We start from the raw sequence: 24068 nt of genomic DNA, 5'->3' as shown, positions 1-24068 counted from the left end.
TCGTCGACGCCGGGTCCGGCAAGGCCTCCGCCGTAGCCGGCCCGCGCTCAGGTGCGTTCAGATCCGCACGTCCAGGCGGACGGATCCGGCGACGCCGCCCAGCGCTTCGCGGGGGAGCGCCCGGCGGGCGCTCGCCCCGATGAGGGGGTCCGCCCGGCCGATCGACGGCACGCCGTCCTGGTGCCATCCGCCCTGGCCACCCGTCCTTCCCGCGCCGGTCCGCCCCGCCTCGTCACCCGCCGCGCCGAGGCCCACGTCCAGGCTGGCCAGCGGGTAGCCGCGGGCCGCCAAGGCCTGCCGCAGCTCGTCCGCATGCCGGTTGACCAGCACCAGGGCGTCGGGGTTGAAGACGGTGATGCGGGCGGCCAGCCCGCCGGCGTCGCCGGCCACCTCCACGTGCAGCGGCCCCAGGTGGGCGGGCGTCAGGTGGAGTCGGAGCACCTGCCGCTCCCCGCTCCGGTGCCACTCCAGCCCCTCGATCCAGCGGGCCACGGCCTGCGCCCACCGGCCGGCGTCGACGGCGGCACCGGGGCCCGGCATCCCCCCCGCGTCCGCGCCGGGCGCCAGGCTCGGGACCCCGCCGGTCGGGGCGGCCGCGGAGGGACCGTCGCCCCCCGATCGGAGGAACCCGGCCGCGTCCTGCGCGGCCTCCGCCGGGTGGGTGCCGGCCGGCGCCGGCGCCACGGACCCGCCCCCCGGATCGCCGCCGGCCGGGACGCCGCCATGGCCCTGGGATGGCGAGGGTCCCGCCCCGCCCGCCCCGCGAGCCGGGTCCCCTCCTCCGCCAGGCAAGGACCCCGGCATGCCCTTCCTCCCGACCGCCTTCGGTCCGCCGGCATCGCCCCCCGCAGGGCCGGCGGGGCCGGCGCCCTCCCGGGCGGAGGACCTCCCATCCACGGCGGGCTCGGAGGGCAGGGAGCCCTCCCCGGCGGGCGGACGCCCGCCGTCGCCCGGGCCGCCTGCAGCGGCTTCGCCGGCGGCATCCTCGGGCGATCCGGCCCCGGCAGCGGCCCCGGCCGGGCCGCCGGTCGCCTCCCCGCCCGCCCCAGGCGCTCCGACCGCCGGCATCGCGCGGTCGGCCTCGACCCGCCCCGGGGCCGTGCCGCCCGCGCGGTCGGCGACGCCAGGGGCGCCCGGGTCCTGCCCAGCACCCGACGACGGGCTGCCGGCGCCGACGGCGGCGTCCCCCGCCGCACCCGGGATCGGGCGGCCGGCACCGGCTCCGGCGGAGGCCGGCGCACCACCGCCCCCCGGGCCGGCGGCGACCGCCGGGCTCCCGCCCGCCTCCGGGACCGGGGGCAGCGGCCCGCCGGAGGTCCCCAGGCCCTCGCGCCCCGACCCGCCGGCACCCGCCCTCCCCGGCGTCCCCTCCCCACCCGCGGCGCCAGCCCCCGGCGCGGGCGGCGCCCCGCCCGGCGCGGAGGGGCCGCCGACGGCGCCGTCCTCGCCGCCGGTCGGGGTCGAGCCCGCCGGTCGTCGCTCGTCCGGCGACACCGCGCCCGGCCTCCCGGGTCCGCCCCCAGGCGCAGCCCCATCCTCGCCGCCCGGCCCGGGGGCTCGGTCGACCGGAGGGTTCGACGGGGCCGCCGCACGCCCGTCGACCGCCGACGCCGGGCGCCCCTCCTGGCCGGGGCCCGTCGCCGGCCCCGTCCCGGGGGCGGTCGCCCCGCCCGGCGCGGCGGCCCAGCCGACCCAGCCGTCCGCCGCCCGCGATCCGGCGGCCGCGGCCCGGGACGGGCCGGAGCCAGCCTCGCGGTCGTCCGGGTCCAACCCCTTGCGCCGGCGATCCGGCGGTCCCGCGGCACTGGTCGGCTCCGCCGCATCCTCGGCCCGCCGCGTCCGGGCGCGCAGGAGATCGAGGAACGCCCCCCCTTCACCGCGGGCGCCGAGACCCGCCGCCCGCCCAGGGGCGGGATCGGGTGCCCCCCGCCGCGTCACGGCCCTCGCCGCGGCGGGCCCCAGGATCGGACCGCTCGCGGCACCGATCCCCTCAGCGCCAGCCGCCGCCATGCGGACCCCTCCCCCCGGCCACCCGCCCGGCGACCTCGTCGACCCGGGCCTGTTCCCGCCGCAGCGCCTCCAGGCGTTGCCGCTCGCGGTGGCGCCAGTAGAGCCGCTGATAGGCCTGTTCTTCCTGCCGGGCGTTCAGCGCCTCGCGCTGGCGGGTGGCCGCCTCCTGGGCTAGCACCCGGGCCCGGCCGTGGGCCGCCTCGGTGCGCCGACCCAGCGCCTCGACCTCTCGCCACCGGGCGGCCATCTCCACCGCCGGGAGGGAGGCCCCCACCGTCGCCAGGGCGCCCGCCGCCCGCCGGCGCTCGGCCTCCATCCGGCTCGCCTCCCGGCGCGCCTCCTCCGCCCGCGCCTGCCACCGGCTCCACTCGGCGAGCCGCGCCAGCGCCTGCAGCCGCCGGACGTCCCACACCCGTCGCAAGCGAAAGGGCTCGCGCTCGGCCATCGCCATCCCCTCCCCCCGTCTCCCCGATCCGGCGCCAGGGCCATCCCCCTGGCCCCGTCGCCCATGCGGGACGGAGCGGCGAACGCACCCGCACCCCAGCCGCCCGCGCCGCGCCGCTCCGCTCCTCACGCCGTCGCCCGTGCCCGCGGGTCGGCCCTCGCCTCGTCCTCGCCCTCGGGTGCACCGCCCGCCACCTGGTGCAGCCGCGCCACCGCCTCTGGGAAGTCTGACGCCTCGTCGCGCCCCTGGCTCAGGAAGGCGCGGATGGCCGCCATGCGCTCCAGGGCCCGGTCGACGTCGGGGTTGCTGCCCCGCTGGTAGGCGCCGATCTCCACCAGATCGCGGGCCTCGCGGTAGGCGCCGAGCCATCGCCGCAGGCGCTGGGCGGCGGCCCAGTGGGCCGGTTCGACCAGCTCCGGCATCAGCCGGCTGACGCTGGCCAGCACGTCCACCGCCGGGAACTGCCCCTCCTCGGCCAGCTGGCGCGAGAGCACGATGTGGCCGTCCAAGGTGCCGCGCACGGCGTCGGCGATGGGCTCGGTGAAGTCGTCGCCGTCCACCAGCACGGTGTAGAAGCCGGTGATGCTGCCGCGCGGCCCCGTGCCGGCCCGCTCCAACAGGCGCGGCAGGGCGGCGAACACCGACGGCGGGTAGCCGCGGGTCGCCGGCGGCTCGCCCACCGCCAGGCCCACCTCCCGCAGCGCCATGGCGTACCGCGTGACGGAGTCCATCACCAGCAGCACGTGGCGGCCTCGGTCGCGGAAGAACTCGGCGATGGCGGTGGCCACCTGGGCCGCCTTGATCCGCACCAGCGCGGGCCGGTCGGCGGTGGCCGCCACCACCACCGTGCGCCGGCGGGCGCCGGCCAGGTGGTGGTCGACGAAGTCCCGCACCTCGCGGTTGCGCTCCCCGATCAGGGCGACCACCACCACGTCGGCGGCGGTGTGGCGGGTCATCATCGCCAGCAGCGTGCTCTTGCCGACGCCGCTGCCGGCGAAGATGCCCACCCGCTGGCCGCGCCCGCAGGTGAGCAGGGCGTCGATGGCCCGCACGCCCACCGGGAGCGGCTCCCGAATGGGGCGCCGACTCAGGGGCGGCGGCGGATCGGCCTCGGCGGGATACCACGCCTCGGCGGCCACCGGCCCCAGGCCGTCCAACGGGCGGCCCAACCCGTCCAGCACCCGCCCCAGCAGCCCCTCGCCGACGCCCACCACGAAGCCGCGCCCCGTGGCCTCGACCCGGTTGCCCGGCCGGATGGCGCGGGCGTCGCCCAGGGGCATCAGCAGGGTCCGGGGACCCCGGAACCCCACCACCTCGGCGGGCACCGGCGACAACCCCTGCCGGTGGATCCAGCAGAGCTCGCCCAGGGAGCTCACCGGTCCCCGCGCCTCCACCGCCAGGCCCACCACCTCTTCCACCCACCCCTGGGACGGCCGCGGCTCGCTGGCGGCCACCAGGGCCTGGAGCCGCCCCCAGTCCAGCAGCGCCGACGGGTGGCCGCCGCCGGGGACGGTGGCGGGCTCGGTCCGGTCCGCGGGACCGCTCGCCCGGGGGGCGGCGGGCCCGGTCCGGTCCGCGGGGCTGGCCCCTCGGGGGGCGGCGGGCTCGGTCCGGCCCGCGGGGCTGGCCACCCGGGGGGCAGCGGGCTCGGTCCGGTCCGCGGGGCTGGCCCCTCGGGGGGCGGCGGGCTCCGCCGTCGCCGCGGCCTTCACGCCGGATCCCTCCCCTCCGCCCCACCGGGGGTCCGGGCCGCGGCTGGCGGCACCGCGGCGGGCCGGAGGTCCGCTCCCGGGGCACTCGCCCCCACGGGCCCGGGACCGCCCCCAGGGGCCGCTGCCTCATGCGGGGAGGCCGCACCGGATCCCGGCTCCTGCGCCTCGCCGCCCGCGCCCGGCCCCGTCAGGCCGTCCCCCTCCACCGGGGGGACCGCACCCAGCCCCTGCTCCCGCAGCACCCGACCCAATCGGTCCACCTGGGCCGCCACCCGCCCGTCGACCTGCCCGCGGGGGCTCTCGACGCGGAAGTCCCCCGGGGCCAGGGTGAGATCGCCCACCAGCTCCACCCCGGGCGCCAGCGGCGCCGTGCCCTCCAGTTGCGCCAGGCTCTCGGGGTGGAGCAGCACCCGGGCTCCCTCGGCACCCAGGCGGGCGAGGGCCTCCTCCACCTGGGCCCGCAGGGCGGTCGGATCCGCCGCCAGCTGCTGGCCCGCCACCCGCCGCGCGATGGCCAGCGCCAGCTCCAGCAGGGGCTCCGCCGAGGCGGCCAGCAGCCGCCGGTACCGGGCCTCGAGTTCGCGGCGCTGCGAGGCGACCTGTTCCTCCAGCCGGCGTTGGGCCGCCTCCCACCGGGCCCGGCCCTCGGCCTCGCCGCGGGCAAAGCCCTCCTGCCAGGCCCGCCGGCGCAGATCGTCCGCCTCCCGGCGGGCCCGTTCCAGGTGGGCCGTCGCCGCCCGGCGGGCCCGCTCAAGCCACCGGCGCGCCCGCCGTCGGGCCCGCGCCCCGTCCCCCGCAGGCACCGCCGCGGCCCACCCCGCCACCTCCGCCCCGCGCGCGACGGGCGCCGCCGGGCTGTCCCATCCGCGCCCGCCAGGGGACGGGCCTTGCCCCCGTGGAGCGGCGTCCCCGACGGGCGCGAGGTCCGCCCTCCGGTCCCCGACCCCGTCTTCGGCGGCCACCGGCGCTGGCGTCCAGGGCCGGGCCCGCCCCCGGGTCCCCGCGCCCGGCGCCTCCGCGCCCCGGCCGTCGCCCCCACCCGCCGCGACCGTCCCGGCCGCGGCCCGGCGCCTCGAGGGGGAGCGACGGCCGCCGCCGGCGGCCAGAACACCGGGCGTCCACGGCCGGGCGACCTCCACCCGGGACGATCCGGCCGGCCCGCGGCCGCCTACGGCCGTCCCCTCGCCTCCATCCCCGCCGCCCGCAGCCCCTGGCGCCGCGGGCCGGCGCAGGGCGGTCGCGGCGGCGGCGCCGCGTTCCACCTCAGACCACGACCTCATCCTGGCCACCCCGCGCGATGACGATCTCGCCCTCTTCCTCCAGGCGCCGGATGATGTTGACGATCTTCTGCTGGGCCTCTTCCACGTCGCGGAGGCGCACGGGCCCGAGATAGGACAGGTTCTCCTGGAGGATCTCCACGGCCCGCTGCGACAGGTTGCGGAAGATCTTCTGCTTGACCTCCTCGCTGACGGCCTTGAGGGCCAGCGGCAGGTCCTCGTTGAGGTCCACCTCACGCAGCACCCGCTGGAGCGAGCGGTCGTCCAGGAGGACGATGTCCTCGAAGACGAACATGCGCTTCTTGATCTCCTCGGCCAGCTCGGGATCGGTGACCTCCAGGACCTCCATGATGCTCCGCTCGGTGCCGCGGTCCACGTTGTTGAGCACCTGGACCACCGCCTGCAGCCCGCCGGCGGCGGTGCCCTCGTCCCCCAGGACCGACGAGAGCTTGCGCTCCAGCACCCGCTCCACCTCGCGGATCAGCTCGGGCGAGGTGCGCTCCATCAGGGCCAGGCGGCGCGCCACGTCGGCCCGGCGCTCCGGCGGCAGGCCGCTCAAGACCACGGCCGCCTGCTCGGGGTGCAGGTAGGCGAGGATCAGGGCGATGGTCTGCGGGTGCTCCTGCTGGATGAAGTTGAGGATCTGCATCGGGTCGGCGCGCCGCACGAACTCGAAGGGGCGCACCTGGAGCGTGGCGGTCAGCCGGTTGAGCACCTCCGCCGCCCGCTGGTGGCCCAGCGCCTGCACCAGGAGCTGGCGGGCGTAGTCGATGCCGCCCTGGGCGACGTAGGCGTGGGCCAGGGCGAGGTCACGGCACTCCTCCAGCACCGCCTGCCGCTGCTCCGGCGAGACCCGGTCCGTGTTGGCGATCTCCAGGGTCAGCTGCTCGATCTCGTCTTCCCGCAGGTACCGGAACACGCGGGCGGCCAGCTCCGGCCCCAGGGAGATCATCAGGATCGCCGCCTTGCGGCGAGGCGGGATGTCGGCCCCTGGCGGGCGCGGAGCGGATGCGGCGGACGAACCGGCCGCCGCGGGCGCGACCCCGCCGGCGGCGGGCTGCGCCGGGGCCGGGGCGGCGGGCGCCGCCCCGGCCCCGGCGGGGGCGCTGCCGCGTCGCCCGGCCGGGCCCCCCGCCGGGGGCCCGGCCGGGCGACGCCCTCCGGCCCCAAGGCGACCGCTGCCCTCGGCCCCGGACGCCGAGCCCAGCGCCCCCCTGCGGCCCGGCGCCGGCCCAGCCGCCGTACCCGTCGCTCCGCTGCCCATCTCCCGTGGCACCGTCTCCTGTGGAAGCGCCAAGGCCCCTCGCCTCCCCCGTCCCTACCCCGCCACCCGGGTCGCGGCCGGTGCCCACCGGCCCGCGGCACCCGTCGGCGGCCCGGCTAATTGGCCGACCGCTCCGCCAGCCAGCTGCGGATCACCTGGGCGACGTGCTCCGGCTGGTTCTTCACCAGCTCGCTGACCTGCTCGTAGACCGCGGCGTCCGCCGTGCGCCCGTCGGCCCAGGCCGGGACCCCATCGGCGCCGCCGGCCCGCGCCGCCGGCAACCCGTGGAACGGCAGCCCGTCCTGTCCGGGGACCGCCGTGCCGGCCCCCTCCACCAGGTCCTCGGCCTCCTCGCGGGCGCGGCGGACGGCCCGCCGGCGCCAGGCCACGACCAGGGCCGCCACCGCCAGGGCCGCCAACAGGCCGGCGCCCGCCCAGAGGGCCCACCGTCGCGCCGCCTCGCGGGCCTGCCGCTCCGCCTCCAGCGACTGCTGCAGCCGGTCGGCCACCGTCGTGTCGAAGGGCATCCCGACGACCTCCACCTGGTCCTGCCGCTGCGGGTCGCTGCCGATGGCGGCCGCCACCACCTGCCGGAGGGCGGCCTGCCGCTCCGGCGTCAGCTGCCCGTTGACCACCACCGCCACCGAGAGGCGCCGCACCGCCCCCGGCGCCACCTGGAGCCGGTCGATCACCTCGTTGACCTCGTAGTTGGCCGTCCGCTCCGTGCGCTGATACTCGCCCTCGCCCCCGACCAGCTGGGGATAGGTGGGGATGTTGGCGTCGCCGGGCACGCCGCCCGGGACCCCCTGCCCGGTGAAGGTCTCCTCCAGTTCCTGGATGGACCGCAGCAGGCCCTCGCCGCCGTCGGCCGGCGGCTCGAACAGGTGCCGCTCGATCACCTGCTGGTCGAAGTTCAGCTCGGCGTTCACCCGGGCCACCACGTTGCCCGGTCCCAGCACCTGTTCCAGCAGGGTCTGGAGCCGGTGTTGCAGGTCCGCCTCGAACTGGCGCTCGACCTCCAGGCGGTCGTCGGCGCGGGCGGTGTCGGTTCCCTCCGCCGCACCGACCTCGGCCGAGAGCAGGCGGCCGGTCGCGTCGACGACGGTCACGTCCTCGGGCTTCAAGCCCTCCACCGCCGAGGCCACCAGGTGCATGATGGAGCGCACCTGCTCGGGCCCGAGGTCGGCGCCGGGCTTGAGCTGCACCAGGACCGCGGCGCTGGGCGGCCGACGCTCGGCGACGAAGGGGGTGTCGTCCGGCAGGACCAGGTGGACCCGCGCGGCCTCGACGCCCTCCAGCCGGCCGATGGTCCGCGCCAGCTCGCCCTGGAGGCCCCGCAGGTACTGCACCTGCCGCTCGAACTCCGTGGCCCCCATGGGCATCCGCTCCATCAACTCCAGGCCCACCGTGCCCTCACGCGGCAGGCCCTGGGCGGCCAGCTCCAGGCGCAGCCGGTCCACCTCGGTGGCGGGCACCAGCACGGCCCGGCCGCCCTCCGCGAGCTGGTAGGGCACCCCCTGCTCCTCCAGCTGGCCGACGATGGCGGCCGCGTCGGAGGGATCGAGCCGGGTGAAGAGCGGCTCCCATCGCGGTTGACCGCGGCCCGCCAGGGCCAGCGCCAGCAGGCCCGCCAGCGCCAACCCCGCCGCCGCCACCACGGTCCAACGAGCCGCGGGCCGCAGCTGCCGGAACCAGCCCAGGAACTGTTGGGGAAGCTGCCGCAGTTGCGTCACCGGCATCGGGCCCTCCGCCGCCTCCTTCCCGTCGCCCTCGCCGCGCGCGGGCTATGCGGCCGCCCTCGCCGCCGCTCGCCGTCGGCGGCGGGCACGGCGGACCTGCTGCAGGTGGGCATCTGGGCGATGCGGCCGTCTCGCCGCCGGTCGCCACCGGCCAGGGTCGCGGGCCGCCGTCAGATGGGCATCCGCATGATCTCCTGGTACGCCTCCAGCGCCTTGTTGCGCAGCTGCACGGCGAGCTCGACGGCCAGCCGCGCCTTCTCGCTGGCCACCATGACCGCAGACAGGTCGTCGACCTGGCCCGTCACCAGCCGCTGGGCCATGGCGTCGGCTTCGGCCACCGTCCCCTCCAGTTGGGCCAGGGCCCGCGCCAGCTCCCGCAAGAAGCGGGGACCGTCGCCGGCGGCCGTCTCGGCGCCGCCCACCGGCGTCCGCGGGGCACCGGCGGCCGGCGCCAGGCCCTGCGCGACGGACGGCGCCCCCACGCCGCCCGCCCATCCCACGCCCCATGGGCTCATGGATCATCCCTCCTGCCCTGCAGCCAGCGCCCGCGTCCCGCCTAGCCCCGGCCCAGCTCCAGGGCCCGCAGGGCCAGGGTGCGAGCCGCGCTGAAGACGGCCACGTTCGCTTCGTAGGCCCGGGTGGCCGCCAGTAAATTCACCATCTCCATCAGCGGATCCACGTTGGGGTAGGCGACGTACCCGTCGGGCCCGGCGTCGGGATGCCCCGGGTCGAACACCAGCCGCGGCGGGGAGGGATCGGCGACCACCGCCGCCACCTGCACGCCCGCCGGGCCGAGGCCGCCGCCCCACGGGCCGGTTCCTCCCGTCCCCCGCGGCGCGACGCCGGCGGCGCCCCGGGCCAGGGGGCCGGCCGCGACCCGCTCCCGCAGCACCTCGGCGAAGGGCCGCACCCGCTCCTGGAAGACCGGCACCAGGCGCCGGTACGGCCCGCCGCCGGGGGCCCGGGTGGTGTCCACGTTGGCCAGGTTGCTGGCGATCAGGTCCAGCCGCAGCCGCTGGGCCGTCATGCCGCTAGCCGCGATGGCGAGGGTGCCGAAGAGGCCGCCGCCCATGGCGCTACCGCCTCCCCTCGGCGATGACCGTGCGCAACAAGGCGATGCGATCGGAGAGCTGCCGGATCAGCGCCTGGTAGTGCAGACCGGTCTCCGCGAGGCGCGCCATCTCGGCGTCGAGGTCGACGTTGTTGCCGTCGTTGCGCAGGGCCGTCCCCGTCTCGCGGTACACCGCCTGCCAGACCGCGCCGGCGGGTCCCCGGCCCGGCTGGTGCGCGGGGTGGGTGGCGGCCAGGGGCAACGGGCCTCGGCCCGCCGCCTGCAAGCCGTCCGCCCTGCCGGCGCCCCTCCCCGACGCCTCCAAGGCCAGCGCCAGCGCCCGGTCGAAATCCACGTCGTAGCGCTTGTAGCCAGGGGTCTCGGCATTGGCCACGTTCTGGGCCAGCAGCCGCTGACGGAGGGCCAGCACCTCCAGCGCCGCCGCCAGCCGGTCGTCGATGGCGCCCCACATGGGCCCACCCCCTCCGCTGCGAACACCGCCCGGTCCGGGAGCACCGGGCGCCTGCGCCGGGCACCGGGCGCCCGCGCCGGCCCGGGTCGCCGCCGGCCCGAGCGATGGACCGGCCGCGGCTTGGGATCCGAAAAGACGAGCCGCCCGCGGCGCAACCGGCACCACGGGCGGCCCACGACGGCGGGGACAGAACCACCACGCGGCGTTCGGCAGTCCGGCCGTCATAGTCCCGCCGGGGCGGGACCGTAGACCCGTGACTTTGCGAGCCTGCCTTTCGGCAGGGGTGCCTTTGTCGCTGCCGCGGGGGGCGGGCCGTCGCCAGGCTCCGACCGCTCCTGGAGCCCGGCGGGGGCACAAGGCCTCGCCCGCCCCCGAAGTTTATAGATTTGTCTATCCCTGTCGACCCGAGCTGGTCGACATGATTCTCCACGCCGCTGGTCATTCCTGCTATCGGCGACAAAAAATTTGGGACCCCGGTCCTGGATTTGGGTCCCTCTCTCGACACGGTTCGCCTTTCCAGCCGCGGTCTCCTTGGTGCGGGCGGCCGCCCGGCGGGCCGCGGCGGTCCGCGGGTCAGAGGATGTACCGGCTCAGGTCCTGGTCCTGCAGCACCCCCTCCAACCGCTGCCGGACGAAGGCGCCGTCGACCACCACCTTGCCCTGGAGGGCGTCGGGCGCGTCGAAGGCCAGGGGCTCCAGGACGCGCTCCAGCAGCGTGTGCAGGCGACGGGCGCCGATGTTCTCCGCCTGCTCGTTGGCGCGGGCGGCCATGGCCGCCAGTTCGTCCACCGCGTCCGGCGTGAACTCCAGCTCCACGCCGTCGGTCGCCAGCAGCGCCTGGTACTGGCGCAGCAGGGCGTTGTCGGGTTCCGTGAGGATGCGCTTGAAGTCCTCGCGGGTCAGGGGCTGCAGCTCCACCCGGATGGGAAACCGGCCCTGCAGCTCCGGGATCAGGTCCGAGGGCTTGGCGACGTGGAACGCGCCCGCAGCGATGAAGAGGATGTGGTCCGTCCGCACCGGGCCGTGGCGGGTCATCACCGTCGAGCCCTCGACGATGGGCAGGATGTCGCGCTGGACGCCCTCCCGGGAGACGTCGGGCCCGTGGCCCCGTTCCCGGCCGGCGATCTTGTCGATCTCGTCGATGAACACGATGCCCGCCTGCTCGGTGCGGCGGACGGCCTCGGCCACCACCTGGTCCATGTCGATCAGCTTCTGGGCCTCCTCCTGGGCCAGCACCTCCCGGGCCTCCCGCACCGGCAGCCGGCGCCGCCGCTTGCGCCGGGGGAGCCAGTCCTTGAGCAGGTCCTGGACGTTGAGGGTCACCTCTTCCAGGCCGGGCCCGCCCAGGATGTCCACCATCGGCGGCGTCTGGTCCTCGACCTCGATCTCCACCACCTGGTCCTCCAGCTGGCCGTCGCGCAGCCGCGCCGCCACCTCCTGCCGGCGCCGGCGCCAGTCCTCCTCCTCTTCCGGGCGCGGCGGCTCGCTGGGCTGGGGCGTGCCCCCGAGGGGCCCCAGCAGCATCTCCCACGGCGAGGAGAAGCGCGGGTGCCGCCGGCGGGGCGGCGGCACCAGCACGTCCAGCAACCGCTCGTCGGCGGCCGCCCGCGCCCGGTCCTGGACGGTGGCCATCCGCTCCGCCTTCACCATGCGGATGGCCGTCTCCACCAGGTCGCGGATGATGGACTCCACGTCGCGCCCGACGTAGCCCACCTCGGTGAACTTCGTCGCCTCGACCTTGATGAAGGGGGCACCCGTCAGACGCGCCAGGCGGCGGGCGATCTCGGTCTTGCCCACCCCCGTCGGGCCGATCATCAGGATGTTCTTCGGCGCCACCTCGTCCCGCAGGTGGGGCGGGAGCTGCTGGCGGCGCCAGCGGTTGCGCAGCGCGATGGCCACGGCGCGCTTGGCCGCGGCCTGACCCACGATGTACCGGTCGAGCTCCGCCACGATCTGGCGCGGCGTCAACCGATCGGGCTCCCATGCCGCACCCGGTGCGGCCGCCTGATCCACGGCGGGCGTCCCTCCTCCGGTGCCGATGGCCGGTCCCGACCCCTGGCGGCCGCCGCGCCCTGCCCCTGGCGCCCCGCGGCGCCGGAGCGCTCCCCGATGCCGCGCCGTGGGGCCTCGGGAACGGCCGACCCCAGAACGGGGCGGCCTCCTTGGACCCCGCGCCCCGCTCCATCCGCCTCGCGGACCTCCCCGCGGACGCGGCCTCCCGCCGTCGGGAGGAGGGGCGCGGGGCCTAGAGCTCCTCCACGATCAGCTGGTCGTTGGTGTACACGCAGAGCTCGGCGGCGATGCGCATCGCCTCGCGGCAGATGGACGGAGCGTCGAGGGCGGTGTGCCGGGCCAGCGCCCGGGCGGCCGCCAGGGCGAAGCCCGCGCCCGAGCCCACCGCGACGATGCCGTCGTCGGGCTCGAGCACCTCGCCCGAGCCGGAGACCAGCAGGAGGTGCTCGGCGTCGGCCACCACCATGAGCGCCTCGAGTCGTCGCAACATCCGGTCGGTGCGCCAGTCCTTGGCCAGCTCCACCGCCGCGCGCACCAGCTGCCCGGCGTGCTCCTCCAGCTTGCCCTCGAACCGTTCCAGCAGGGCCACGGCGTCGGCCACGCTGCCGGCGAACCCCGCCAGCACCCGGCCGTGGTAGAGCCGACGGACCTTGCGGGCCCGATGCTTCATCACCATGTGCTGTTCCAGGGTGACCTGGCCGTCGCCGGCCATGGCCACCTTGCCATCGCGGCGCACCGCCAGGATGGTGGTGCCGTGGAACGACCCGGAGCGTGCCGCCATGCCACCGACTCCTCCCCGGCCGACAGGTCCGGCCGACAGGGCCTCCGCCGCCCTCTCTGGGACCGCGCCGTCTCACGGCGGCGGACGGTGACCGGCCCCTGGCGGCTCCCGCCGCCGCGCCCGGGGGTGGGCCTGCTGGTAGACGGCCCACAGGCGCGCGCGCGAGACGTGGGTGTAGACCTGGGTCGCCGCCAGGCTGGCGTGGCCCAGGAGCTCCTGGACGGTGCGCAGCCCCGCCCCCCGTCGAGCAGGTGGGTGGCGAAGGTATGGCGCAGCAGGTGGGGATGGGCGCGCAGCCGCGCCACCGCCGCGCCGGCCTTGCGCACCACGGCCTGGATGCCCCGGGGGGACAGCCGCCCGCCCCAGCGGTTGAGGAACACCGCCCGCCGGTCCTGGGGAGGACACGGTCGTCGGCGACGGGCCGCCTCCAGCTGCGGTCGCCCCTCCTCGACGTACGCCCGCAAGGCCGCGGCCACGGGTCCCACCAGGGGGACGATCCGCTCCTTGCCCCCCTTGCCGTACACCCGAAGCCAGCCGCCGTCCCAGTCCACGTCGTCCAGATCGAGCCCGCTCAGCTCTCCGACGCGGAGACCGCACCCGTAGAGCAGCTCGAGGAGCGCCCGATCGCGCAGGGCGGCCGGCCCGCTGCCGCCCCCTGCAGCTGCCAGCAGGGCCCGGACCTCCTCGGGGGTGTAGACCCGCGGCAGTCGCCGGCGCACCCGCGGCGTGCCCAGGCGCGCCGCGGGGCTCGCGGCGACCCACCCCTCCCGCACGGCGTACCGAAACAACCCCCGCACCGCCGCCAGCTTGCGCGCCACGGAGGAGCGCGCCAGGCCGCGTTCCTCCAGGTGGACGAGCCAGCGGCGCAGGTCGCGGCTGGTGACGCGGGACAGGGACGCGGCGTCCACCGGCGGCGCCAGGCCCAGGAAGTCGAGCCACCCGGCCAGGTCCGCGGCGTAGGCCTCCAGGGTCCGCACCGCCAGACCCCGCTCCAGGCGCAGGTGGTCGAGATAGGCGGCGACGACGTCGGCCGGGCACCCGCCGGCTCCGGCCGGCGGCCGGCCCCCGGCGCCGCTCACGGCCTCACCGCCCCGGCACGGGCGTCGGCGTCTCCGCGGGCCGGGTCGACGCCCGCCCTGGGGCCGCCGGCGCCTCCCTCGCCGCGGGCGTCGCGGGCGCCCGGGCGCCCGCCGCGGAACCCGCAGGCCCACCGCCGGCGACCACCGGCGCCGTCTCCGGCAGACGGGCGGGGGCGAATCCCTCCAGCGCCTTCAGCGCCCGCTCGGCCATGAGCAACCTGCGCCGCCGCGGGTCGCGGACCCGCCGCTGGAGGGGCGGCAACAGCCCGAAGGCGATGTTCATCGGCTGGAAGTGGTCGGGGTGCGCCTCGGTGATGTAGCGCGTCAGCGCACCGTGGGCCGTCTCCGGCGGGAAGGCCACGGGCTCCTCCCCCCGGACGAGCCGGGCGGCGTTGATGCCCGCCACGATGCCGGTGGCCGCCGACTCGATGTAGCCCTCGACGCCCGTGATCTGCCCGGCGAAGAAAAGGTCCGGCCGCTTGCGCGTCTGCATGGTCGGCTTGAGGATCTTGGGCGAGCAGATGAAGGTGTTGCGGTGCATGACGCCGTAGCGGGCGAACTCCGCGTTCTCCAGCCCGGGGATCATGCGGAAGACCCGCTTCTGCTCGCCCCACTTGAGGCTGGTCTGGAATCCCACCAGGTTGTACAGCGTCCCGTAGCGGTTGTCCCGCCGCAGTTGGACCACCGCGTAGGGCTCCTTGCCCGTGCGCGGGTCGACCAGGCCTACCGGCTTCAGCGGGCCGTAACGCAGGGTGTCCGGGCCGCGCCGGGCCATCTCCTCGATGGGCAGGCAGCCCTCGAAGAACAGGCCCTGCTCGAAGTCGTGGGGCACGTGCCGCTCCGCCTCGACCAGGGCCTGCCAGAACGCCTCGTATTGCTCCCGGGTCATCGGGCTGTTGAGGTAGTCGTCGCCGCTGCCCTTGCCGTAGCGCGAGGCCCGGAAGAGCTTCGACAGGTCCAGGGACTCGTAGGTGACGATCGGCGCCGCCGCGTCGAAGAAGGCCAGGTACTCCTCCCCGGTGAAGGCGCGGATCCACCGGGACAGCGCGTCGGACGTCAGCGGCCCGGTGGCGATGATCACCGGCCCGTCCGCGGGCGGCTCCGTCACCTCTTCCCGGATCACCTCGATCAGCGGATGGTTCAGGATCGCCTCCGTCACGCGCCGGGAGAACTCCTCCCGGTCGACGGCCAGGGCGCTTCCCGCCGGGATCGCGCTGGCATCGGCCGCCTGCATGATCAGGCTGCCGAGGCGGCGCATCTCTTCCTTTAATAGTCCGGGCGCCTGGTCCAGCTGGGCGCCGCGCAGGGAGTTGCTGCACACCAGCTCGGCCAGGTTCCCCGTGTGGTGGACCGGCGTCGACTTCACCGGCCGCATCTCGTAGAGGCGGACGGGAATGCCCCGGCGAGCCACCTGCCAGGCCGCCTCGCTTCCCGCCAGCCCACCGCCGATCACCGTCACGCGGTTCGCCATCCTCACCGCCTCCCCGCCCCGGCACCGGCGCCGGCGGTCTCGCCCGCGGCCTCCCGCTGGTAGCCGCACTCCGGGTTCGCGCACACCAGCCGCACCCCCTGGCGGGAGCGCTTCTCCGCCAGGAAGGTGCCGCACTCCGGGCAGGTCTCCGCCGTCGGCCGGTCCCAGGTGGTGAAGTCGCAGTCCGGATAGTTGCTGCAGCCGTAGAAGACCCGCCCCTTGCGCGAGCGCCGTTGCACCAGCTCGCCGCCGCAGCGCGGGCAGCGGGCGCCGGTCTTCTCCACCAGCGGCTTGGTGTTGCGGCACTCGGGGAACCCCGGACAGGCCAGGAAGCGGCCGTATCGCCCGTGCTTGATCACCATCCGCCGCCCGCACTTCTCGCAGACCTCGTCGGTCTCCTCGACCGGCAGCGCCACCCGCTGGATCTGCTGCTCCGCCCGGCTCAGCGTCTCGCTGAAGGGACCGTAAAACGCGCGCACCACGTCTTCCCAGTCCCGCTCGCCTTCCTCGATCCGGTCCAGGTCCGCCTCCATGCGGGCGGTGAACTCCACGTCGACGATGTCCGGGAAGTACTCCTTGAGCAGGGCCGTGACCACCCGCCCCAGCTCCGTGGGGCGGAAGCGACGGTCTTCCTTGACCACGTAGCCCCGCTCCTGGATGGTCTCGATGATCGGCGCATAGGTGCTGGGGCGACCGATGCCCTTCTCCTCCAGCGCCCGCACCAGCATCGCCTCGGTGTAGCGCGGCGGCGGCTGGGTGAAGTGCTGCTCCGGCCGCAGCGCCCGCACCCGCAGGACGTCCCCCTCGGCCAGCTCGGGCAGCATGCGGTCCCCCTCGTCGCCGTCCCCCTCGGCGCCCTCGTCCCGCCCCTCGACGTAGAGGCGCATGAACCCCGGGAACTTGACGGTCGAACCCGTCGCCCGAAAGCGATGCGGGCCGGCGCCGATCTCGACGGTCACCGTGTCCAGCACGGCCGGCGCCATCTGACTGGCGACGAACCGCTCCCAGATCAGCCGGTACAGCTTGTACTGGTCGGGCGTCAAGTCGTCCTTGATCGCATCGGGTTCCCGCGCCACCGACGTCGGCCGGATCGCCTCGTGGGCGTCCTGGGCCTGCGCCTGGCGCCGACCCGCCTGCTTGCGGGGGGACGAGAACTCCGGTCCGAAGCGCTCGGCGATGTACGCCGCGGCCTCGTCCAGGGCCTGGTCGGCGATGCGCGTGGAGTCGGTGCGGATGTAGGTAACCAGACCCACCGCGCCCTCGCCGCGCAACTCGATGCCCTCGTACAGCTCCTGGGCGATGCGCATCGTGCGCCGCACGGAGAAGCCCAGCTTGCGCGACGCCTCCTGCTGCAGGGTCGAGGTGGTGAAGGGGGGCGCCGGGTTGCGGCGCCGCTCCTTGCGCTCGACGCCGAGAACGACGAAGGCGCGCCCCTCCAGATCGGCCAGCAGGCGGTCCACCGCCTCCCGACTCGGCAGCTCCCGCTTGCCTTCGGCGTCGCCGTGGTAACGGGCCGTGAACACCTCGCCGCCGGCCTGGCGCTCCAATTCGGCGTCCAGCGTCCAGTACTCCTGGGGCGTGAAGGCCTCGATCTCTTCCTCGCGGTCGACGATCAGGCGCACCGCCACCGACTGGACGCGGCCCGCCGAGAGGCCCCGCCGCACCTTGCGCCAGAGCAGGGGGCTGAGCTTGTAGCCCACCAACCGGTCGAGGACGCGCCGGGCCTGCTGGGCGTCGACCAGGTTGCCGTCGATGGGCCGCGGCTCCTGCAACGCGCGCCGCACGGCCTCGCGGGTGATCTCGTGGAAGACGATGCGGCAGGGCGAGTCCTCCGGGATGTCCAGCAGCTGGCACAGGTGCCAGGAGATGGCCTCGCCCTCCCGGTCCGGGTCGGTGGCCAGCAGCACCCGATCGGCCTGGCGCGCCTGCTGCCGCAGGCGCTCGATCAGCTTGCCCTTGCCCCGGATCGTGATGTAGTGGGGCGTGAAGTGATCGTCGATGTCGACCCCCAGCTGGCTCTTGGGGAGGTCGCGCACGTGGCCCATGGAGGCCTCGACGGCGTAGTCGCGCCCCACGAACTTCTTGATGGTCCTGGCCTTGGCCGGCGACTCGACGATGATCAGCGTCTTGGGCAATGGCATCACGCTCCGGCGCCTCGGCGCGTTGCACCCTAGTGTAGCACTGCCGGCCGCCGCCGGGCAACGCGGGGTGGAAGATCCTGCTAGACCCCGCCCAGCCCGTGGTCCCCCAGCACCGCGGCCACGTCGGCCCACGTGGCCACGGGCGGAGCCCCGGCCCGCAAGAGCTCCATGATGCCCTCCCCCTGCCGCCGGGTCACCGGTCCCGGCACCGCCATGACCGCGCGCCCCGCCGCCAGCGCCAGATCGGCGGTCACCAGCGCGCCGCTCCTGGGCGCCGCCTCGACGACCACCACCCCGTCGACCAGGCCCGCCAGGATCCGATTGCGCTCCGGGAAGCGGAAGGCCTCGGCCGGGGTGCCGGGCGGATACTCGGCGACGAGCCACCCCGTCGCCGCCAGCCGCTCCGCCAGCGCGCGGTGCTCCTCCGGATAGACCCGATCCGGGCCGTGGCCGAGGACGGCCACCGACCGCCCGCCGGCGGCCAGGGCAGCGCGGTGGGCCGCGGCGTCGATGCCGACGGCGAGGCCCGACACCACCACCCAGCCGGCCGCCGCCATGTCGCCGGCCAGCCGATGGGCGAGCTGGACCCCGTACGGAGAGGCGCGGCGGGACCCCACCACCGCCACCCAGGGCACGCCCTCGGCGGGGGCCCGACCCCGGTAGTAGAGGATGAGCGGCGGATCCGGGATGGTGCGCAGGCGCCGCGGGTAGGCCGGTTCGTCCCAGGCGACCCAGTCCACCCCCGCCGCCGCCACGCGGCGGGCCAGCCGCTCCGGGTCGATCCGGTCCCGGGCCGCGGCGGCGCGGAGCAGGACCTCCCGCGGCGCCACGGCGGCAGCCAGCCAGTCCTCCGCCGGCGCCCGCCAGGCCGCCGCCGGCCCGCCCAGGGCCGCGGCCAGCCGCCGCGCGCGCTGGCGCCCCAAACCGGGCAAGGCGAGCAGGGCCATCCACGCCCGGCCGGCGTCCATGCTGGGGATCCCCCCTCGTCCAGGCACGAGCTTGTCCTGCGGGGTGCGACGCCCCAAGCGGTGCCCCCTCAGCGGGCGTCGTCGGCCGCGGGTGCGAAGGAGACGGCCCACAGATCGGCCCCCTGGGGGAAGGGGGACGGGACGAAGCCGCGCACCTGGGGCTGCACCGCCCACACCACCACGGGGTGGTAGAGCGGCAGGCCGAAGCCGGCATCCAGCAACCGGGCCTCGAGGCGCGCGGCGGCCTCCGCCCGCTCCCGGCCCCGGGCGGGGAGGAAGGCGGCCAGCGCCTGGTGCACCGGGCGGTCCCGTCCTCGGAGGACGGCTCCTCGCTGCCCGCCGGCGCCCATCGCCCGATCCGCGGCCGCCTCGATCCAGGGCAGCAGGAGGGCCTCGGCGTCGGGATACTCCGCCCACGTCGCCCGGGGCGCCAGGTGGTACGGGGCGTCCCTGCCGTCCAGCGGCGGGAAGTCGGCCTGGGCGACGGTGGTGACGTCCAGCTCCAGGCCGACCCGCCCCAACAGGTAGTCGAGGCGACCGGCCACGGCCGACCAGAAGAGATCGCCCGGTTGCAGCCAGCGGAGTTCGGCCCCGGGCTGGACACCGGCCGCGTGCAGCAGCGCCCGCGCCTGCTGCGCGCGGTAGGCGGGCAGGTGGGCGGCGGGCCGGGCTCCCGCCATGCCGGGCGGGATCCACCCCTCGGCCAGCCGGTAGCCGCCGGGGGCGAGGCCCGCCACCAGGGTCTCCCGGTCGACGGCATATGCCAGCGCCCGGCGCACCGCCGGGTGGGTCAGCGGCGGCCGGCCGGCGTTGAGCTCGATCCAGACCGTGGCGGGCAGCTCCAGGCGCCACTGGGGTCCGGCCCACCCGAGGGCGGCCAGCTCGCGAACCTCGTGGGGCAGCAGGCGCACCGCGGTCAGCCGCCCGGCCGCGAAGGCGGCCAGGGTCTGTCGGCGGGATCCCCCGACCACCAGCTCCACGGCGTCCAGGTAGGGCCGGCCGCGATAGTGGCCGGCGTACGCCTCCAGCCGGATCGCCGCCTCGGTCCGCGCCGCCAGCCGGAAGGGCCCGGTGCCCACCGCCGGGAACGCCCCGCTCCCGCTGCCTGCCACGGTCTCGGCATCGACGATGGCCGCACCGGGCGTCGCCAGCCGATACAGGAGCGCCGGCCGCGGACCCACCAGGCGGATCTCCACCCGGTCGGCACCGAGGGCCCGCAGCCCGGTGATGGCGGATGCCCGCCCCTGCCGGTAGGCCTCGGCGCCCACCACGCCCTCCAACACCCATTGGCGCGGCGCGGGCTTTCGGGGGTCGGCCAGGCGCTGGAGGCTGAAGACGACGTCCGCGGCGGTCAGCGGTCGACCGTTGTGGAACCGCACGCCCGGCCGCAGCCAGAACACGTAGCGCGTGCCGCCGTCGCGGACCTCCCAGCGGCGTGCCAGCCCCGGGCCGAGACGACCGTCGGGCCCGAGGCGCACCAGGCCGTCGTAGAGCAGGGCGGCGATGCGCACCTCGGCCTCGCTGCTGGCCCGGGCCGGATCCAGGGACGCCGGGGGCACGGGGATCGGCTCGACCCATGTGCCGCCGGGGCGGCCGGGCGGCCGCCGCTCCGTCGCCTCCGGGGCTCCCACGGCCCACCAGCCGAGGACGACGGCACCGACGAGCGCCGCCGCCAGCGTGATCCGCCACCGCCCCGGCGCCATGGCCGTCACCTCCGCCGCCGGGGGATGTATACGTGGCGTCCCCGCGGTCCATGCCCGAGCCCCAGCCCGCCGGCCGGCCGGCGCACCGTCGCGGCCCGTGCCGCGGCGGACGGATCGCGGACTTTGGAGCCCTGGGGCCCCACGAGCCCGGCTGGCCCCCCTGGTCCCGCCGCGTCCCGGTGGCCGGCCCGCCCCGCAAGCCCACGGGCCCAGGACACGGCCCCGACGGGGCCGGCCCTGTGTCCCGCGGCGCGGCCGCCGCCCGGGTTGACAACGATATCCTATAATCCATATATTACCATACAGCAGCGCATGTCAAGCCCCTGAACCCGGACCGCGGGCGGGCCGGTTCCTCCGACGCGGGACGTCCCCGGCACGTCCGGCCTGCCCGGTGGGCACCACGCCGCCGCGGGGACCGCCCTGGCGGCCGACCGAGGGCGCCATCGCCGCCTCGGCGCGTCGGCGCCGTCCCAGGCCTCACAGCCAGGCCCGGACAGCGAGGGCGTCCCGCCGCCGGCTCCGCCCCAGGCGGGCTCCCGGTCCGGGCCCGGCTCGCGCGGCAGGAGGCGAGGCATCGTGACACCACCGGAGAACGGCAAGCCTCGGGGACCCATGCCATGCCGCAACGGATCCCCGCCCCGGAGCCCACGGGGCGAGCCGGGGGGCTGGCCGGCGTCCGGCGCATCCCCCGCCGGCCGCCCCACCCCGTCCCCGGGCGGTGGGCGGTCGGATTCCGGGCAGGTCGCCGAGCGGCGGCCCGAGGCCGTGCTGCCCACGGCCCCGTGGCGGTCGGTGGCGGGGACCGGCTCGGCCGTGGTCGGCCTGGCCTGCTCGGGTCCCCGCGGCGTCGCCGTGTTGGTGGAGACCGTGGTCGACCGCGGCCTGCCCCTCTTCGTGGTGGTCGGGCTGGCGTCGACGGCCGTCCGGGAGGCGCGAGAGCGGGTGCGGGCCGCCATCCGGGCCGCCGGGCGCACCTTCCCCCTGCAGCGGATCACCGTCAGCCTGAGCCCGGCCGACCTGCCCAAGGAGGGCACGTCCCTCGACCTGCCCGTCGCCCTGGGGTTGCTGGCGGCCAGCGGCCAGGCGCCGCACCTGCCCCCGGGCTGGGCGGCCTTCGGCGAACTGGGGCTCGACGGGTCGGTGCGCCCCGTCCGCGGCGCGCTCCCCATGGCCGTGGCCGCCCGTCAGGCTGGGGTGGCCCACCTGGTCTGCCCGGCCGGCAACGCCCGCGAGGTGGCCCTGCTGCCCGGCATCCGCCCGCTGCCGGTGCGGCGGCTCGCCGAGCTCCTGGATCGCCTCGCGCGCGACGATCCCTGGGATCCGCCGCCCGCGACCGCGGGCGACGCGGCACCGGTTCGTCCGCCGGCAGCGCCGGACCTGGCCACCGTCCAGGGTCAGCCCTGGGCCCGCAAGGCCCTGGAGCTGGCGGCCGCCGGCGGGCATCACATCCTGCTGATGGGACCGCCCGGCGCGGGCAAGACCCTGCTGGCCTCGTGCCTCCCGGGCCTGCTGCCCCCCCTGGATCCCGACGAGGCCCTGGAGGTGACGGCGCTGCACTCCCTGGCGGGACAGCTTCCTGCGGGGGCGGGGCTCATCACCTGGCCGCCCTTGCGGGCGCCCCATCACGCCACCCCCGTGGCCGCCCTGGTGGGGGGCGGCAAGGTACCGCGGCCGGGCGAGGTCAGCCTGGCCCATCGGGGCGTCCTGCTGCTGGACGAACTGGCCGAGTTCCGGAGGGAGACCCTGGAGGCGCTCCGGGAGCCCCTGGAGACGGGCTCGGTGACCGTGGCCCGCCTCGCCGGCGTGGAGCGCTTCCCCGCCGCCTTCCAGCTGGTGGCCAGCGCCAACCCCTGCCCCTGCGGTCGCCCCGGCGGCCGCTGCCGCTGCTCGGACCGGCAGGTGGCGCGCTACCGGCAGGCCCTCTCGGGGCCGCTCCTGGATCGCATCGACCTGCAGGTGCGGGTGGAGCGGGCCGCGATCCCACCCATGGCACCCGGCCGTCAGGAGACCTCCGCGGCAGTCCGCCAGCGGGTGACCGCGGCCCGCCGCATGCAGGCGGAGCGGTTCGCCCGCCTCGACCTGACCCGCCCGGACGGGGTGGGCCCGGTGAACCGGTGGCTGCAACCCGGCGACGCGCAGCGCTGGGCACCGCTGACGGCGCCGGCCCGGCGGCTGCTCGAGGCCCTCTACCGCGACGGCGAGGTGGGCCTCAGCGGCCGTGGCGTGATCAAGCTGCTGCGGGTGGCACGGACGGCGGCGGACCTGGCGGGCCGCGACGCCATCACGGTGGACGACGTGGAGCTGGCGGCCCAGTTTCGCTTCGGGCCGGAGTGGTGACCGCCAGGGCTGGTCTCGCGGGTTGTCGCCGAGTCTGAAGGTGCCCGGTTTCGCTTCAGGCCGGAGTGGCGACCGCCCGGGGCTGCGCCGGCGCCCGGCGTCCGGCCCCCGAGGCCTCCCCGTCCCGGCGATCGCTGGCGTGGGGCCGGTGCCGACGACGGGGCCCGGGGCGCGGCGTTCCCCGCCGGCTGCCTCGCCCCGGCTAGCGCTGGGCCCCGCCCTCCAGCCGGCGGTACACGGCCACCCTCGGCGCGACCGCCCCTGCCGGCTCGTCGGCGGTCGCGGGCCAGGTCACCGTCACCAGGTCGATCCGCCACGGCGCGTCCGGCAGGCCGGCCTGCGCCAGGAACCACTGCCCCACCCGCACCAGGCGGCGGAACTTGCGGGCGTCGACGGACTGGGCGGCGGGGCCGAAGCGGTCACTCCGCCTCCCGCGCACCTCCACGACCACCCACTCGCCCCCCTGCCGGCAGATCAAGTCGGCCTCGCCCCCCGGGCAGCGGACGTTGCGGGCCACCACGCGATAGCCCAGCGCCTCCAGGTGACGGGCGGCCAGCTCTTCCGACCGGCGGCCCAGCTCCCACCGGCCGTCCCGTTCCCAGCGGCGCGGCGGCCTGTCCCTCATGGGACCCGCCCCTCCCCCTGCCGCGGGCCGGGACCCGGGCTCCCACCAGCCTCGCCGTCCCGCCCGGGCCGCTGCGCCGGGTCCAGGCCCGCCAGGAAGCGGCGCCGGTGCTCCGGGCACGGACCGTGCCGGAGCAAGGCCCGACGGTGCTCGCCGGTGGCGTAGCCCTTGTTGCGCGCGAAGCCGTACCAGGGATAGAGGGGATCCAGCCGCCGCATCCACGCGTCCCGGAACACCTTGGCCAGCACCGAGGCGGCGGCGATGGCGGCCAGCCGCGCATCGCCGTCCACCACGGCCTCCACCGGGTACCCCAGGTCCCCGGGCGGGCGCCCGTCGACCAGCACCCGCTGGGGGACGACCCGCAGGCGGTCCAGGGCGCGCCGCATGGCCAGGCGGGTGGCGGCCGCGACGTTGAGCGCATCGACCTCCGCCGGGGTCGCCACGCCCACCGCCCAGTCCACGGCCTGCTCGCGGACGGCGGCGGCCAGCGCTTCCCTGGCCGCGGGGGTGAGCCGCTTGGAGTCGTCGAGGCCGGGCAGGAAGGCGCCATCGGGAAGGATGACCGCCGCCGCCACCACGGGCCCGGCCAGGCAGCCCCGCCCCACCTCGTCCACGCCGGCCACCGGCACGCCGCCCGCTCGCTGCCGCTGCGCCTCGGCCAGCTGCGCCCACCGCGACCGGGCCGCCTGCCACCGCTCCCAGCGGCGCCGGGCCCGGGCCGCGAGCCGCCGGGCCCCGACCCGGCGATCGGCCTCCAGGGCCTGGATCCACGCGGGCAGCTGATCCGGGGCGACGGCCGTCACCGCCTCCTCCAGCTCCGCCAGCGGCCGCGCCGCCAGCGGCAACCCCCGCCCGTCCCCCGCGCCCACGCCGACCGCCCGCCCCGCCGGGCAGGGCCGGTCCGCCGGATCCGCCCGGCCATGCGCCCCGCCCCCGGGCGGCAGGGGTGCCCGACCCGCCATGACGGCTGCCTCCCTCCG

Annotated in this window: 19 protein-coding genes and 1 riboswitch; of the genes, 1 reads left to right on the top strand and 18 read right to left on the bottom strand. The window is 77.0% G+C overall.

Annotated elements, in window-relative coordinates:
• Positions 1-57: 57 nt before the first annotated feature.
• The 16 genes from E1B22_RS12715 to E1B22_RS08505 all read right to left on the bottom strand — a co-directional run bounded on the left by E1B22_RS12715 (position 58) and on the right by E1B22_RS08505 (position 20126).
• Positions 58-684, bottom strand: coding sequence for a flagellar hook-length control protein FliK (locus tag E1B22_RS12715; RefSeq protein ID WP_167758900.1), 627 nt, complete (start codon positions 682-684; stop codon positions 58-60).
• A 1306-nt stretch (positions 685-1990) separates the two neighbouring features.
• A complete protein-coding gene (locus E1B22_RS08575; protein WP_135225314.1) occupies positions 1991-2455 on the bottom strand; it encodes a flagellar protein FliJ in 465 nt (154 codons plus the stop codon).
• Between the two features lie 125 nt (positions 2456-2580).
• Positions 2581-3939, bottom strand: a complete 1359-nt coding sequence (locus E1B22_RS08570; protein ID WP_243123862.1) for a FliI/YscN family ATPase — start codon at positions 3937-3939, stop codon at positions 2581-2583.
• Between the two features lie 224 nt (positions 3940-4163).
• Positions 4164-4970 carry a FliH/SctL family protein gene (locus tag E1B22_RS12710; protein WP_167758899.1) on the bottom strand — a complete coding sequence of 269 codons (807 nt, stop codon included), beginning with the start codon at positions 4968-4970 and terminating at the stop codon, positions 4164-4166.
• Between the two features lie 460 nt (positions 4971-5430).
• Positions 5431-6426, bottom strand: a complete 996-nt coding sequence (gene fliG, locus E1B22_RS08560; RefSeq protein WP_256369309.1) for a flagellar motor switch protein FliG — start codon at positions 6424-6426, stop codon at positions 5431-5433.
• Between the two features lie 398 nt (positions 6427-6824).
• Positions 6825-8447 carry a flagellar basal-body MS-ring/collar protein FliF gene (fliF, locus tag E1B22_RS08555; protein WP_135225312.1) on the bottom strand — a complete coding sequence of 541 codons (1623 nt, stop codon included), beginning with the start codon at positions 8445-8447 and terminating at the stop codon, positions 6825-6827.
• Between the two features lie 170 nt (positions 8448-8617).
• A complete protein-coding gene (gene fliE / locus E1B22_RS08550) occupies positions 8618-8962 on the bottom strand; it encodes a flagellar hook-basal body complex protein FliE (protein ID WP_135225311.1) in 345 nt (114 codons plus the stop codon).
• Between the two features lie 41 nt (positions 8963-9003).
• The gene (gene flgC / locus E1B22_RS08545; RefSeq protein WP_135225310.1) at positions 9004-9519 is read right to left on the bottom strand and encodes a flagellar basal body rod protein FlgC; all 516 of its coding nucleotides are present in this window, start codon (positions 9517-9519) and stop codon (positions 9004-9006) included.
• Positions 9520-9523: 4 nt separating this feature from the next.
• Entirely contained in the window at positions 9524-9970 is a 447-nt protein-coding gene (gene flgB, locus E1B22_RS08540) for a flagellar basal body rod protein FlgB (RefSeq protein WP_135225309.1), read from the bottom strand.
• Positions 9971-10175: 205 nt separating this feature from the next.
• A riboswitch (cyclic di-GMP riboswitch) is annotated at positions 10176-10268 on the bottom strand.
• Between the two features lie 275 nt (positions 10269-10543).
• Positions 10544-11983 (bottom strand): ATP-dependent protease ATPase subunit HslU, encoded by a 1440-nt coding sequence (hslU, locus tag E1B22_RS08535; protein ID WP_135225308.1) that lies wholly within the window; start codon positions 11981-11983, stop codon positions 10544-10546.
• A gap of 232 nt (positions 11984-12215) precedes the next feature.
• A complete protein-coding gene (gene hslV / locus E1B22_RS08530; protein WP_135225307.1) occupies positions 12216-12764 on the bottom strand; it encodes an ATP-dependent protease subunit HslV in 549 nt (182 codons plus the stop codon).
• Entirely contained in the window at positions 12653-13843 is a 1191-nt protein-coding gene (locus tag E1B22_RS08525) for a tyrosine-type recombinase/integrase (RefSeq protein ID WP_243123273.1), read from the bottom strand. Before E1B22_RS08525 ends, hslV begins: the two co-directional genes overlap by 112 nt.
• Before the next feature lie 4 nt (positions 13844-13847).
• Positions 13848-15314, bottom strand: a complete 1467-nt coding sequence (gene trmFO / locus E1B22_RS08520; protein WP_243123272.1) for a methylenetetrahydrofolate--tRNA-(uracil(54)-C(5))-methyltransferase (FADH(2)-oxidizing) TrmFO — start codon at positions 15312-15314, stop codon at positions 13848-13850.
• Positions 15315-15316: 2 nt separating this feature from the next.
• Complete coding sequence (gene topA / locus E1B22_RS08515) at positions 15317-17455, bottom strand: type I DNA topoisomerase (RefSeq protein WP_371413497.1); 2139 nt, start codon at positions 17453-17455, stop codon at positions 15317-15319.
• Between the two features lie 80 nt (positions 17456-17535).
• A complete protein-coding gene (gene dprA, locus E1B22_RS08510) occupies positions 17536-18423 on the bottom strand; it encodes a DNA-processing protein DprA (RefSeq protein WP_135225306.1) in 888 nt (295 codons plus the stop codon).
• 68 nt (positions 18424-18491) lie between these two features.
• Positions 18492-20126: an ABC transporter substrate-binding protein gene (locus tag E1B22_RS08505; protein ID WP_135225305.1), complete on the bottom strand. Its 1635-nt coding sequence runs from the start codon at positions 20124-20126 to the stop codon at positions 18492-18494.
• Between the two features lie 765 nt (positions 20127-20891).
• Here E1B22_RS08505 and E1B22_RS08500 point away from each other — a divergent pair.
• Positions 20892-22463 (top strand): YifB family Mg chelatase-like AAA ATPase, encoded by a 1572-nt coding sequence (locus E1B22_RS08500; RefSeq protein WP_243123271.1) that lies wholly within the window; start codon positions 20892-20894, stop codon positions 22461-22463.
• A gap of 202 nt (positions 22464-22665) precedes the next feature.
• Here E1B22_RS08500 and E1B22_RS08495 read toward each other — a convergent pair whose 3' ends face one another.
• Both E1B22_RS08495 and E1B22_RS08490 read right to left on the bottom strand, forming a co-directional pair.
• Complete coding sequence (locus E1B22_RS08495) at positions 22666-23088, bottom strand: YraN family protein (RefSeq protein WP_135225304.1); 423 nt, start codon at positions 23086-23088, stop codon at positions 22666-22668.
• Positions 23085-24050 carry a ribonuclease HII gene (locus tag E1B22_RS08490; protein ID WP_135225303.1) on the bottom strand — a complete coding sequence of 322 codons (966 nt, stop codon included), beginning with the start codon at positions 24048-24050 and terminating at the stop codon, positions 23085-23087. The genes E1B22_RS08495 and E1B22_RS08490 overlap by 4 nt, the downstream gene beginning before the upstream one ends.
• Positions 24051-24068 lie beyond the last annotated feature (18 nt).

This window comes from Thermaerobacter sp. FW80, assembly GCF_004634385.1.
Classification (GTDB): domain Bacteria; phylum Bacillota; class Sulfobacillia; order Thermaerobacterales; family Thermaerobacteraceae; genus Thermaerobacter; species Thermaerobacter composti.
The sequence above is the reverse complement of the archived record's forward strand: the minus strand, read 5'-3'. Positions and strand labels throughout refer to the sequence as shown.